The 14,102-nt window shown below is 43.2% G+C and carries 12 protein-coding genes; 6 read left to right on the top strand and 6 right to left on the bottom strand.

All coding sequences use genetic code 11. The annotated features are described in order from the left end of the window. Positions 1–17: 17 nt before the first annotated feature. From ABD894_RS05830 to ABD894_RS05815, 4 genes are all read right to left on the bottom strand, one after another. The gene (locus ABD894_RS05830; protein ID WP_345210052.1) at positions 18–1,517 is read right to left on the bottom strand and encodes a GH3 auxin-responsive promoter family protein; all 1,500 of its coding nucleotides are present in this window, start codon (positions 1,515–1,517) and stop codon (positions 18–20) included. Between the two features lie 3 nt (positions 1,518–1,520). Next, the gene (locus ABD894_RS05825; RefSeq protein WP_345210051.1) at positions 1,521–2,303 is read right to left on the bottom strand and encodes a hypothetical protein; all 783 of its coding nucleotides are present in this window, start codon (positions 2,301–2,303) and stop codon (positions 1,521–1,523) included. Positions 2,304–2,312: 9 nt separating this feature from the next. Beyond that, complete coding sequence (locus tag ABD894_RS05820) at positions 2,313–3,281, bottom strand: glycosyltransferase family 2 protein (RefSeq protein WP_345210050.1); 969 nt, start codon at positions 3,279–3,281, stop codon at positions 2,313–2,315. A gap of 129 nt (positions 3,282–3,410) precedes the next feature. Further along, positions 3,411–4,361 carry a glycosyltransferase family 2 protein gene (locus ABD894_RS05815; RefSeq protein WP_345210049.1) on the bottom strand — a complete coding sequence of 317 codons (951 nt, stop codon included), beginning with the start codon at positions 4,359–4,361 and terminating at the stop codon, positions 3,411–3,413. Positions 4,362–4,517: 156 nt separating this feature from the next. Here ABD894_RS05815 and ABD894_RS05810 point away from each other — a divergent pair, with 156 nt between their 5' ends. Further along, on the top strand, positions 4,518–7,124 hold the full coding sequence (locus ABD894_RS05810; protein ID WP_345210048.1) for a M1 family metallopeptidase: 2,607 nt from the start codon (positions 4,518–4,520) through the stop codon (positions 7,122–7,124). A 74-nt stretch (positions 7,125–7,198) separates the two neighbouring features. Here the strand turns inward: ABD894_RS05810 and ABD894_RS05805 are convergent, their stop codons facing one another. Then, positions 7,199–8,695 carry a malate:quinone oxidoreductase gene (locus ABD894_RS05805; RefSeq protein WP_345210047.1) on the bottom strand — a complete coding sequence of 499 codons (1,497 nt, stop codon included), beginning with the start codon at positions 8,693–8,695 and terminating at the stop codon, positions 7,199–7,201. A 561-nt stretch (positions 8,696–9,256) separates the two neighbouring features. Between ABD894_RS05805 and ABD894_RS05800 the strand changes: the two genes are divergently transcribed. From ABD894_RS05800 to ABD894_RS05785, 4 genes are all read left to right on the top strand, one after another. Next, on the top strand, positions 9,257–10,264 hold the full coding sequence (locus ABD894_RS05800; protein WP_345210046.1) for a glutamine synthetase beta-grasp domain-containing protein: 1,008 nt from the start codon (positions 9,257–9,259) through the stop codon (positions 10,262–10,264). Between the two features lie 223 nt (positions 10,265–10,487). Beyond that, positions 10,488–11,255: a hypothetical protein gene (locus ABD894_RS05795; protein ID WP_345210045.1), complete on the top strand. Its 768-nt coding sequence runs from the start codon at positions 10,488–10,490 to the stop codon at positions 11,253–11,255. Beyond that, positions 11,252–11,464, top strand: a complete 213-nt coding sequence (locus tag ABD894_RS05790) for an integrase core domain-containing protein (RefSeq protein WP_345210044.1) — start codon at positions 11,252–11,254, stop codon at positions 11,462–11,464. Before ABD894_RS05795 ends, ABD894_RS05790 begins: the two co-directional genes overlap by 4 nt. 39 nt (positions 11,465–11,503) lie before the next feature. Further along, complete coding sequence (locus ABD894_RS05785; protein WP_345210043.1) at positions 11,504–11,929, top strand: DUF5655 domain-containing protein; 426 nt, start codon at positions 11,504–11,506, stop codon at positions 11,927–11,929. Between the two features lie 149 nt (positions 11,930–12,078). Here ABD894_RS05785 and ABD894_RS05780 read toward each other — a convergent pair whose 3' ends face one another. Continuing rightward, a complete protein-coding gene (locus ABD894_RS05780) occupies positions 12,079–12,504 on the bottom strand; it encodes a gamma-glutamylcyclotransferase family protein (protein ID WP_345210042.1) in 426 nt (141 codons plus the stop codon). A gap of 69 nt (positions 12,505–12,573) precedes the next feature. Here ABD894_RS05780 and ABD894_RS05775 point away from each other — a divergent pair, with 69 nt between their 5' ends. Beyond that, entirely contained in the window at positions 12,574–13,932 is a 1,359-nt protein-coding gene (locus tag ABD894_RS05775) for a glutamine synthetase family protein (RefSeq protein ID WP_345210041.1), read from the top strand. Positions 13,933–14,102 lie beyond the last annotated feature (170 nt).

Raw genomic sequence — 14,102 nt, 5'->3', positions numbered from 1 at the left:
ATTCACGCGCCACGACGTTAAATTATATAATCCTTTAATTCCTCGGCTATCTTCCTGTCGTTTGATAATCTTGGTACTTTATTTTGCCCGCCCAGTTTACCCTGCGAGCGCATATAGTTAATAAAGGTATCTTTTTTTAAAGCTTTGACGATCAAAGGTTGCAAAATGTTACCCTCTATTAAGTCAAAATAGTAAATATTTTTCTTTTGCAGCGCCTTATCAACCTTGAGTGCGAAGTCGCCAATATCCTTTGGTTGCTGGCCAAACTCTATAAACCATTCGTGATAAGGTAATTGGCCTGCATCCGGGTTTACCTGTGGGGCAACGGTGAACTCCACAATGTCCAGTCCTTCCTGGTTGGCTACACTTAATAAAGCCTGCTCTACCTCTTCGCCAATAACGTGTTCGCCAAAGGCGGATATGTAATGCTTAATGCGGCCGCTCACCACAATCCGGTACGGGGCTTTAGATACAAACTTCACCGTATCGCCAATGCTATAACCCCAAAGACCCGCATTTGTGTTCATCACGAGGGCGTAGTTCTTATTCAGCTCCACATCCTCCAAACTGACGCGGGTAGGGTTTTCGTTAAAGTATTCATCTGCCGGGATAAACTCATAAAATATCCCCGAATCAACCAGCAGCAGCAATCCTTTTTCCTTTTGCGAATCCTGGAAAGCGATAAAACCTTCCGATGCCGGGTAGGTTTCTATGGTATCAATGGCGAAACCAATGCTATCCTGCATACGGCTGCGGTAAGGCTCGTAATTAACGCCGCCATATACATACAACTTAAAGTTAGGGAAGATATCCTTGATCTTTTTACCATCGAACTTGGCAGAAAGCCTGTCGAAATACATTTGGCACCAGGGCGGTATGCCCGAAATGAGGCGCATATCGGCGTTGGCGGTTTCCTCTACAATGGCATCAACCTTTTGCTCCCAATCCTCAATGCAATTAACCTCGTAGCTTGGCAGCCTGTTGGTTTGCAGGTAACCGGGAACGTGGTGGGCAACAATACCCGATAACCTGCCGGTATCTATCCCATTCTTTTTGGCGAGTATGGGGCTGCCTTGCAAAAATATCATCTTGCCATCTACAAAATCGGCATTGCCGGTTTCGTGGATGTAGCTCAACAGCGCGTTACGGGCGGCTTTGATGTGCTCGGGCATGCTTTCTTTTGATATCGGGATGTATTTAACGCCCGATGTAGTGCCCGATGTTTTGGTAAGATAAGTTGGTTTGCCCGGCCAAAGTACATTCTCTTCGCCCGCGGTAACACGTTCTATATAACCGCGCAGTTCCTCGTAATCGCGTACCGGGACATGCTTTTTAAAATCGGCATAAGTTTTTATCTGGGCGAAGTTGTGGGCTTTGCCAAACTCGGTATGCTTAGCCTGCTTAATTAATTGCAGGAATGTTTTTTGCTGGAGCGGCACAGCGTTTTTGCGCAGCTTATTGAGCTGCACATTTACAAAAGCTGCAAACACTTTACTTAATGTGGCTTTTAAACCCATAGTTTAATTGGTTTCGGCAATATCGTCATCCACATCTAAGTGGCTGTAAACCAGTTTTCGGTAGGTAACCATAATAATAACCTGTACTGCGGGGAAAGCAATGGCAAACCATGCATAATATCCTAATACAAATACGTAGTCATCCGCATCGGCACTGGGGTGTAAAAATGTGATAATGATATTGATCGGTATCAGCGTGATGATCATTATAACGAGTATACTTAACGCGATACCTAAAGTTTTAAAAAAGTTATCCTTAGTAATCTCAAAGCTTTGCTTTAATGATTCGAGCGGCTTTGAATCGTCATCAATGATGAAGCAAACACAAAATATCGACCTTAGCAGCATATACAACAAACCTAAAGTAGCAATTACTGTAAATACTTCAGAAAAGACAATGTTTTGGCGACTCAATACCAGGTTAATGAAAATTAAAAATGCGATGAGTATTCCGAACCCTATACAAATAACGATGAAATTGAATGCCATACGCAGGGAAGGCAAAATATCTTTAAACTCAAATTCGTAATAGGCCCTGTCCATCAGCGTTAATATCAATTTATAAAAGCTTAATGTGAGGTAGGTTTGCACGATCATCTGAGCAAAGATCTGTGTTAGATTGTTCAGTAGTTCATCATCATCCGGAAATATAATAAACGTAACAATTTTAACCCCCTTATAGATCAGCAAGGTTATTACCGAATAAATTATAAGCGGTATAAAGTTTTTTCTGAGAATATCCCATGAAGTTTTAATGGTTTCTATTACAGAAAACGGATGGTACATTAGAAATTCTTAAAATTGTTTTAAAATCAGTCGTCTCCAAATATCCTGCATAAAGCCTAAACCATAAGCAGTGAGTTGAATGAAGGCAGTTATTATGCTCAAAAATGCAATTTTTGCTGATCTATTTTTAATCAATGAGTGAAAAAATATCAACATAATTAATATCAGCAGCATTACATTGCAAAACAGCGCGATAGGCCAGCCTGCAATATTGGCCAGCAAGGTAAAAATTAGTCCCAGCGTAAATACACTCGGAAAAAAGTGTACCGCCTTTAACTCGTTGGGAAAGAACTTGTAAATATTGATACGTGCCCTGCCAAAAAAGTGGATCTGTTTATAGAACTGTAAAAAATTAGTGCGGCGTTTGTGGAAAACTTTGGCATCGGGTATCAGCCCGATCCTGAAGCCTGCCGTATGCACACGGATGCTGTATTCAATATCCTCGCCCGAACGGGTAATGATAAAACCGCCTACCTTTTCCCATACCTTGCGCGATACGCCCATATTAAAGCTACGCGGATGAAACTGACCGATGCTTTTTTTATTGCCACGGATACCACCCGTAGTAAAAGGCGAGGTCATGGAATAGCTGATGGCTTTTTGAATAGGGGTGAACGATGGGTGCGAGGCATCAGGGCCGCCGTACATATCCAGCGGATTGGCCTTCAGCGAACGGTTAACGATCTCCAGGTAATCGGGCGGTATGAGGCAGTCCGAATCAAATATGATAAAGTAATCACCTTTGGCACGCTCAAACCCAAAGTTGCGGGTAAAGCCCTGGCCTTCGTTGGGTTTTACAAAATAACGCAGGTCGAGTTGACCGGCAAAGGTCTTCACAATATCGGCCGCGTCATTTACAGAACCATCTTCAATAACCAGCACCTCAAACTGCTTATAAGTTTGCAGTAACAAGGTTTCCAGCAGTTCTTTTATCTCCTGCGGGCGGTTATACAAAGGGATTATGATGGAAAAAAACATAGTTATTTGATGTGCAAATATGCGTATGTGCTGATGTGCAGATGATTGATCTTGTTAATTTTGAATAATGCGTTTTGTGCCGATGGTGCAATTTGCACATCTGCATATTTGCACATCAACACATACGGTTTAAACAACTTCTTCTATCTGGTAGCTATTACGTTCGGGTGAGTTGCGCGATACCAGCTCGGCAACAAATCCGGTTAAAAACAATTGCGAACCCAGTATGATGGCTACCAGGGCGATATAAAACAATGGATTATCGATAATGTCTCGATAATGCTCATTGCGTGAAATCAGGTAAAGCTTTTCACTGATCAGCCATATCGCTATAATCGACCCGGTTAAAAAACTAAGCACGCCCATACTTCCAAAAAAGTGCATAGGGCGCTTGCCGAACTTGCCCACAAAAAAAATCGAAAGCAAATCCAAAAAGCCGTTAACAAAACGGCTCATGCCGAATTTGGTGGTGCCGTATTTACGGGCGCGGTGTTCTACAATTTGTTCGCCAATTTTGGTGAAGCCTGCCCATTTGGCCAATACAGGTATATAGCGGTGCATTTCGCCGTATACCTCAATGTTTTTCACCACGGTTTTATTGTAGGCCTTAAGGCCGCAGTTAAAATCGTGCAGGTTATTAATGCCCGACATTTTGCGGGTGGCCGAATTGAATAGCTTGGTAGGGATGGTTTTGCTCGGCGGATCGTACCGCTTGGCTTTCCAGCCCGATATAAGGTCGTAATTTTCTTCGGTAATGCGGCGGTAAAGCTCGGGGATCTCGTCGGGACTGTCCTGCAAATCGGCATCCATGGTAATTACTACATCGCCCTGCGTGGCTTCAAAACCAACGTTCAGTGCGGCCGATTTGCCGTAGTTGCGCCTGAATTTGATGCCCTTAATGTGTGGGTTGCCGGTTTTTAGCCTGCATATCATCTCCCACGATCCATCCTTGCTGCCATCATCAACCAATAAAATTTCGTACGAAAACTTATTGTCGTCCATCACCTTGCTTATCCATGAGGTTAGCTCGGGCAATGATTCTACTTCGTTGTAAAGAGGTACTACTACTGATATATCCATTTATAGGGATGTACTGTGCGATGCTGTTATTATTTCGCCACAATTGGCAAAAATATAAAAAACAAATAATGCTTTGGCAAACCTTAATATAAATCTGCATCTACTAAACTTAAACAGACGCTAAATATTTTTATCTTGGCGTAAATTATTAACGAAATGAAACTCATCCGACCTCTTTTATCACTTTTATTTTGTGCCGGGGCCATCAGCAGCTATGCCCAAAAGGCCGAAAAGCCTAAAAACGAATCGAAATACGATCAGCACAAAGTGTTTAACCCGCTTTTTTATCCCGGCAGGGGTAACGAGGTGCGCACAGCCGGTGGTTCGCCGGGTGCCAAATACTGGCAAAACCGTGCCGACTACAAACTTAACGTTACCCTTGATACGGCAAAACACCGCATTACAGGTTCAACGGTAATTACCTACACCAATAACAGCCCCGATCCGCTGCCATTTGTTTGGTTGCAGGTAGATCAGAACATTTACCGCGAAGATTCGCGCGCTATTGCCGTTACGCCGGTAACAGGCGGTCGTTTCACCACTAAGGCTTATACCAAAGGCGCCGAAATTAGTTCGGTAACGCTTATTAAGAACGGCAAGCCGGTAAAAGCCAATTACTTGGTGAACGATACCCGTATGCAAATTAAACTGCCCGATACCCTGAAAGCAGGCGGCGGTAAATTGCAGATACAAATTAACTACGCCTTTGATGTGCCCGAATACGGTACCGACAGGTTAGGCCGCTTAAAAACCAAGAACGGCTGGATCTATGAAATTGCCCAATGGTACCCGCGTATGGAAGTATATGATGACCTTTCCGGCTGGAACACCATTCCGTACATGGGTGCATCCGAGTTTTACCTGGAGTATGGTAACTTCGATTATACCATTACCGCGCCTGCCGACCTGTTGATTGCAGGTTCGGGCGAATTGTTAAACCCTAACGAAGTACTTACACCAACCGCTATTGCACGTTTGGCCACCGCTAAAGCGAGCGAGAAAACAGTATTTATTAAAGATACTGTTGATGTAAAAAGCAGCACGGCTTATTTGAAAAAGCCATCGTTAACCTGGCACTTCTTCTGTAAAAACTCGCGCGATGTGGCCTGGGCTGCTTCAAAAGCGTTTATATGGGATGCTGCGCGTATTAACCTGCCAAGCGGTAAAAAAGCGCTGGCGCAATCAGTTTACCCGGTTGAAAGTAAAGGCAATACCAAATGGGGCCGCTCAACCGAGTATGTAAAAGCTACTATTGAACAATGTTCAAAAAACTGGTTCGAATATTCATACCCTGTAGCTACCAACGTAGCCGGCATTGTTGGCGGTATGGAGTATCCGGGTATCGTATTTTGCGGTTATACCAGCAGCGGCGGCGGTTTATGGAACGTAACCAATCACGAGTTTGGTCATAACTGGTTCCCGATGATCGTTGGTTCAAACGAGCGCAAATTTGCCTGGATGGATGAAGGTTTTAACACCTTTATTAACGATGTGGATACCCGCATTTTCAACAAAGGCGAATATTATGAAAAGGAAGATGTAAACGCGACCGCGAGTTATATGTTTGGCGATGGGGTAGAGCCTATTATGAACACGCCGGACGTAATACAACCTAACAACCTGGGTATCGATGCTTATCAAAAACCAGCCTTGGGCTTAACCATCCTGCGCGAGCAGATCTTAGGCCATGAGCGTTTTGATTATGCGTTCCGTACTTATATTAAAAGGTGGGCATTTAAACATCCGTCGCCTTACGATTTTTTCCATTCAATGGATAACGCGGCGGGTGAAGACCTGAGCTGGTTTTGGAATGAGTGGTTCTTCACCTCGTTCAAGCTCGATCAGGGCGTGAAAGATATTAAGTATATTGATAATGATGCTGCTAAAGGCTCGCTCATCACTATCGAGAACCTGGAAGAAATGGCCCTACCGGTAACCATAGCTATTAAACAAGAGAACGGTAAAACAGATACCGTTAAATTACCTGTAGAAATATGGCAACGTGGCGGTACCTGGACATTTGCGCATAAATCAACTTCAAAAATTGTTTACGCCATTATTGATCCCGACCATAACTTGCCGGATATTAACCCGGACAATAACTCGTTCAGTGGGGTAGCCGTTCCGCAAGGTACTACAGCCGAAAGCATTATTAAAAAATACTTAGATGCCATTGGCGGTGCCGATAAAATTAAAGACCTGAAAGATTTGACCATCACCTCTATAGGCAGTATACAAGGTACAGAGGTGAATAAGGTAGCTAAGTACAAAGCGCCAAACTCGGTATTTCAGGATGTTACGCTGCCACAGGCAGGCGGCAGGCAGGTGTTTCATTTTGTATCTGTAGGTGATAGTATCACCATTACACAGTTCGGCCAAAAATCGCCTATGGATAAAACAACCAGTGCCAATGTGCGTACTAAAAATAAACAGTATCCTGAACTTGATTACAGCAAAGCGGGTTACAAGCTGGAACTATCGCCAAACGCTAAAGTAGTGAACAAACAACCGGCATACTTGGTTACAGTAACTACGCCTGAAGGTGTGCCTGTGAAAAATTACTACGATATACAAACCGGCTTAAAAGTTAGGCAATTGCTTGATGTACCTAATGCCGCGCCGATAGAGTGGGGTAATTATACCGATGTAAAAGGTATAAAAGTACCTTATACCGAAAAAACAAGTGTGGCCGGTTACCCGATAGAGTTTAAAGTGAAATCTGCGGATATTAATACCAATATCACTGCCGATACCTTTAAATAAATCAGGAATTACACAAAAAGAAAACCCGGGTAACTTAGTTATCCGGGTTTTCTTTTTGTGCTATTATGGGAGCTTTAAATCAACTCCAATACCTTGCTGGTGCGTGCACGTGTGGCATCTGCCAGTTGCTCGTCCTTAACCATTGACAGGCCGTACGACGGTATCATTTGCTTCAGTTTAGCCTGCCATGCCGCTGACGTTGCTTTGCCTTTAAAGCAGCGCTCTATCAGTTGTATCATGATAGGTACAGATGTTGACGCGCCCGGTGATGCACCCAGTAGTGCTGATATGCTGCCATCGGCAGAGGTTACCACCTCGGTACCAAATTCCAGCTTGCCGCCCAGTTTGTCATCTTTTTTAATGATCTGTACACGCTGACCGGCATGTTCAAGTACCCACTCGCCTTGTTTGGCGTTAGGGAAATACTCTTGCAGGGCCTTTAACCTGTCGGCAGGCGATTGCAGCACCTGGCTGATGAGGTATTTGGTCAGCTTCATTTCGTGCATACCTACTGATAGCAGCGGTTTTATGTTGTTGAACTTGATAGATTTGAAAAGATCAAGCAGCGAACCTTTTTTAAGGAAACGGGTAGAGAAACCCGCGTACGGGCCAAACAGCAATTCCTTTTTGTTATTAACGGTACGGGTATCCAAATGCGGTACCGACATTGGCGGCGAACCCACCGATGCCTTGCCGTACACCTTGGCATTATGCTGCGCTATAACAGTCTCATTGGTACAAACCAGCCATTGCCCACTCACCGGGAAACCGCCAAAGCCTTTGCTCTCCGGTATGCCCGATTTTTGCAGTAACGGCAAAGCGCCGCCGCCTGCACCCACAAATATAAATTTAGTGTTCAGCTTGCGCGATGCGCCCCCGGTTTTATCGGTCACTTTAACCTGCCAGCTGCCATCGGCAGTCCGTTTTATATCATCAACCTCGTGATTGAGGCTCAGGCTAACGCCCGGTAATTGTTTCAGTTTATCAAAAAGGGCACGGGTAAGGGAGCCAAAGTTTACATCGGTGCCAATATCCATATAAGTAGCCGATACCTTTTCGTTGGCCGCACGGCCTTCCATTACCAAGGGGATCCACTGTTTTAACTGCGCGGCATCTTCCGAGTACAGCATATCTCTAAAAAAGTGGTGTTTGGTTAAGGCTTGCTGGCGTTTTTTAAGGTATTCAACATTTTCGGCACCCCAAACAAAGCTCATGTGTGGTACTTTGGTAATAAATGCCTTAGGCGATGTAATATATCCGCTTTCGATCAGGTACGACCAAAACTCCTTGCTTATTTCAAATTGCTCGGCAATATTGATAGCTTTTTTTATTTCGATGCTGCCATCGGGTAGTTGAGGAGTGTAGTTAAGCTCGCAAAACGCGGAGTGACCGGTACCTGCGTTGTTCATAGCATCCGAACTTTCGGCAGCAATAACATCCAGTCGTTCAAAAATCTCTATTGTAAGATCGGGCTGAAGCTCTTTTAACATTACGCCCAAAGTAGCGCTCATTATTCCGGCGCCTATTAAAACCACATCTGCCGTACTGTTTGAAACTGTGCTGTTATTCATTATAAATATAAAAGCCTTATGTAAAAGGACTGCTCAAAATAAACTGATTTATGAAAGAACGGTTTGAGGGCAGATGTAATAAATGCTAACCCCGGGTATTGAGGCAACCGAAAATTTAAATCAGGCAATTTTAAGAAAATTTTATAAAAGATGTTTCCTGATTTTGTAAAAATATACCATGTATTTATCTCCTTTTACTATGCAGGCAATGGATTGTTTTGAATAAAAAAGTTGTGCATAGCACTTTTTGTTAATAAGAAGCATTGACTTTACATTAATATAATATATAAGTCAGTGCATTATTTGTTGTTATCATTCTTTTTGATAAATTATTTTGATTAGTCGGCAATATTTTAACTATTAATGATGTTTTGGTAATTAGAATAATGGCTTTTGTGTATTTGTGAAGGTTGATTGTCAGAATTTCAAAAAAAATATAATTTATTTAACATTTTGTTATGAATTTTATAAAAATAATTTAAATTCGCCTCTATAATTAGTTGCAGAAATGCAAAAGCTATATTAAACCCCAACAACAATAAATAAAAACGACAAAAAACAATGGCAAAACTTGAGTACATCTGGCTTGACGGCTACAAACCAACACAAAGCCTTCGTAGCAAAACAAAAATTGAAAAAGATTTTAGTGGTAAATTAGAAGATCTGCCACTTTGGAGCTTTGATGGTTCATCAACCGAGCAGGCACCGGGTGGTTCATCTGATTGTGTATTGAAACCTGTTTACGTAGTACCTGATCCGCAAAGAAAAGACGGGTATTTAGTAATGTGCGAAGTATTGGATTCAACCGGTGCTGCACACGAATCAAACGGCCGTGCTTTGATCCAGGATGATGATAACGATTTCTGGTTTGGTTTTGAGCAAGAGTACTTCCTTTGGGATCCTGCAACCAACAAACCGCTTGGTTTCCCGGCTGGTGGTTACCCGGCTCCGCAAGGCCCTTACTACTGTTCAGTAGGCGCAAACAATGCTTACGGTCGCGAAATTGTTGAAGAGCACTTAGATGTATGTTTAGAAGCAGGCTTAAACGTTGAAGGTATCAACGCTGAGGTTGCTGCCGGTCAGTGGGAATTCCAAATTTTCGCTAAAGGCGCTAAAGAAGCCGGTGACCAAATCTGGATCGCTCGTTACCTGTTAGAGCGTATCGGTGAAAAATTTGGTGTATCAATCAACTGGCATTGCAAACCGCTTGGTCAATTAGACTGGAACGGTTCTGGTATGCACGCTAACTTCTCAAACACAACTTTACGTACTGCTAACAGCAAAGCTACTTTTGAAGCTATCTGTGAGTCTTTCCGTCCGGCTGTTGCTGAGTGTATCGCTGTTTACGGTGCTGATAACGATCAACGCTTAACCGGTAAACACGAAACTGCTTCTATCACCGACTTTAGCTACGGTGTATCTGACCGTGGTGCTTCTATCCGTATCCCACTTTACACTGTAGATCACGATTGGAGTGGTTACCTGGAAGATCGTCGTCCTAACTCTGCTGCTGATCCATACAAAGTAGCTGCAGTAATCATCAAAACTGTAAAATCAGCGAAATTATAATATTCGCTTTTACAATACTTAAAAGTCCTCTTCTCTTAATTGAGAAGGGGTTTTTTTGTTTTTGGGATTGACATAAATTAAACCCGCGTCATTGCGAGGCACGAAGCAATCTAAACTATGCAGAGCGGCTCTGCAAGTCGGGGATTGCTTCACTATCTTCGCAATTGTAAAGGTCAAGTAATTCGGTAACAGAGTTAGCTTTAAGTTATAAAGCTAAAACGTTATGCGAAACATTAATAATGATCTTACATTAAAGCGGAATTATCTTAGCAAATATCGATTCCTGATCAGTGAGTATGAGCAGGTAAAGCGGGGCGAGCATGCCGTCTTTAGGTTCGCTAAGGACTTTTATTCTGCACATGATACTGATGCAAGGGCTTTCCTGAAGTACTATAACCTTTTCAAGCAGTCAGGTAACGAACTTGATTTGCTGCCCGGTAAACGTGGCCCTAAATATGGTAGTCGCAGGCCTTCGCCGGCAGACGAGCAGCAGGTATTAGCGTTACGGGACCGGGGCTGCAATAAGTTTGAGATCAACAGTCAGCTTAAACAGAAATCCAATAACTTTACGCCATCGCCTTCGGGAATATACAACATTCTGAAGCGGCATAACAGGAACCGCTTAAAACCGGCCGACCGGGAAGTAAAGGTTAAGATAATTAAGGAACGTATGGGCCAGTTAGGGCATATCGACTGTCATCATTTAAGCAAAAGTGTCATCAGGGGACAACACAGGAAACTTTATCTGCTTTGCGTACTGGATGATTACTCACGCCTGGCCTGGGCGCAAGTGATGGAAGATATTACTGCCTTAAGTACGATGTTTACTGCCATGCACTGCATGCAGACACTCAAGCGGGAGTTCGGCATACAGTTTGAAGAAATCATTGCAGATAACGGGCCGGAGTTTGGCCCCTCTGCCAGCCTGAATAAAAAGAACCATCCTTTTGAGCGGATGTTAATGGAAACCGGCATTAAGCGCCGTACATGAAGCCTTACCGCCCACAGACAAACGGAAAGGTGGAACGCTTTTGGAGAACACTCAAAGAAGACCTCATCGAAGAAACAGACTTTGACAGCCTGGAAGAACTCGAAGATGAACTCCTTAAGTATCTTGTTTATTATAATTGGGAAAGACCGCATCAAGGTATTAACGGTAAAAAACCTATCGATATGGTCTCCCTAAACAACAAAAAATAAAACCTAATTCTGTTACCGAATTACATAACCCTTACAGCAATGACGATAGTGCTGGCATATTACCTCAATTCACTATCTTTAAATGCACCAATTACCTATAAAATGAATACCGACGAACAATTAAACGCCTTTTTACAAGGAAAATCGGAACATACGCTGATGTTGTTCGATCATTTTATTACTTCATACAAAGATTTAGGAGATGTCGGTATTTACCCAACAAAAAGCATGATAGGTATTACAGCACCTGACGAGCGGCGAATTGCCTGGGTAACACAGTTGGGCAAAAGCTTTATTCACGTGGTGTTCCCGTTTAAGCAGCCGTATGATGATAGCACCTGTTTTCAGAAAATTGCGCAGGTACCGGGCGATGATCAGTATAATCACCATTTTAGGATGTTGCAGGTTGATGATATTAATGATGAAGTGATCGGGTTTATGAAGCTGGCTTTGCAGCAGGAGTGACTCACCCTGTCATCGCTGCGCTCGACGTCCCTCTCTTCACAAGTGAAAAGAGGGTTAGGCTTATGTTGAATTGTATCTTCAAAACTTACAAATCCCTCTTTACGAAGTAGAGAGGGAAGATCCAGCGAAGCGAAGATCGGGTGAGTCCCCTAACGTTTATACTTCAAATAATCTCCACCCTCAATAAAAACCTTAGCATCCAACGGCCAATTATATAAATAAACCCAGCAAGGGTAGCTGCCGTCGGTTGTATCTACTTGCAATATTCCCCGGGTATATAAATTAGGTTGTATCTCGTTTTCGCCTACGCCTTCGTATTCATCTAAAATTTTCAATACTTTATCGGCATTATGCAGTTTATAAATGCTGCCGTGTACATAATGATTTCCGGATTGATCAATGATGGCTCCCGGGTATTCACCGATATCAAATAATTTACCTTTGAACCTGCCGTGGCTAAAAAATGTGCAGTTATTTTTAAGATATCTTCCAAAATCGTTATCGCTTAACAGTAAAGTTCCGTATACAAACAAAAATGGAGTGGCTATCGGCATCAGCATGATTTGAAGCCACAATTTATTACTATTGCATCGCGTTTACAATTATCTTGCTTAAATTAAACCGGGCATATACCTTTACACTATATGAATACAGACCAGATCCTTACTTATATTAAGGAAAATAACATCCAAAAAATAAAATTCGCTTTCGCTGATATTGATGGCGTTTTACGCGGAAAAATGATCCACCCTAAGAAGTTTACCGAAGGTTTGCAGGATGGTTACGGCTTTTGCGATGTTGTTTTTGGCTGGGATGTAAATGATGCCGCTTATGATAATGTAAAACTGACCGGCTGGCACAGCGGTTATCCCGATAAGGATTGCCGTATTGATCTGTCAACACTGCGCAATATACCATGGCAGGATAATATCCCGTTCTTTCTGGCCGATTTCAGCAAGCCCGATGGAAACGATCTGCCGGCTTGTCCGCGGAGTTTGCTGAAACATATTGTAAAGCAATGTAGCGAAATGGGCTTCCACGCCGAGTTCGCGCAGGAGTTTGAATGGTTCAATTTTAAAGAAACACCGCAAAGTCTGCAAGATAAAAACTTTACCAACCTTGAGCCGCTAACGCCGGGCATGTTTGGTTATTCTATATTACGTACCTCACAGCAGAGCGCGTTTTATAATGATTTGTTCGATCTGCTTACGCAATTCAATATCCCGATAGAAGGTTTGCATACCGAAACCGGTCCGGGAGTATATGAAGCCGCCATAATTCACGATGAAACCTTGGCCGCTGCCGATAAAGCCGTTTTATTTAAAACCGCCGTTAAAGAAATTGCCAGTAAACATGGCATCACCGCCACCTTCATGGCTAAATGGAACGCTGATCTTCCCGGATGCAGCGGCCACATTCACCAAAGCTTATGGGATAAGGAGAAAAAGAACAACCTCTTTTATAATCCCGAAGATGAACATAATATGAGCGATCTGCTGAAACATTATCTGGCAGGTCAGCTATATTGTTTTCCGCATTTATTGCCAATGTACGCGCCAACCATCAACAGCTACAAACGATTGGTTGAAGGTGCCTGGGCGCCAACCACCATTACCTGGGGTATTGATAATCGCACTACGGCTATCCGCATCCTTAATTCCAACGAAAAATATACCCGCCTCGAAACCCGCATCCCGGGATCGGATACTAACCCATACCTTGCCATAGCGGCCTCGCTGGCATCGGGTTTATATGGTATCAAAAACAAACTTCCGTTAAATATATCTGCAACCGAGGGCAATGGTTACCAGGATACCCGCAACGGCAAACTGCACAGTAATCTCTTTGATTCATCCATCGCCATGAAAACTTCCCCTATAGCCCAGGAACTCTTCGGTGCCGGCTTTGTAGACCACTTTACCAACACCCGTCTGTGGGAACACCGCCAATTTGCCAAAAGCGTAAGCGATTGGGAGTTGAAGAGGTATTTTGAGGTGATATAGACTTGTTGTGTGTTTTAACCACAGAGTGAGCGGAGGTTTGCACGGAGTTACACGGAGCTTGTATAAGTTATAATTGAGTTTTTGTGATGAGAGAAAATGAGCTTTGGGGAGCATTATTGTTTTGTGTTTTAACCACAGAGTGCGCAGAGGTTTGCACGGAGTTGCACGGA

Source organism: Mucilaginibacter gynuensis, from assembly GCF_039541195.1.
In the GTDB taxonomy this organism is placed as follows: domain Bacteria; phylum Bacteroidota; class Bacteroidia; order Sphingobacteriales; family Sphingobacteriaceae; genus Mucilaginibacter; species Mucilaginibacter gynuensis.
Note: the sequence above shows the minus strand (reverse complement) of the source record. Positions and strands in the feature narration are given on the sequence as shown.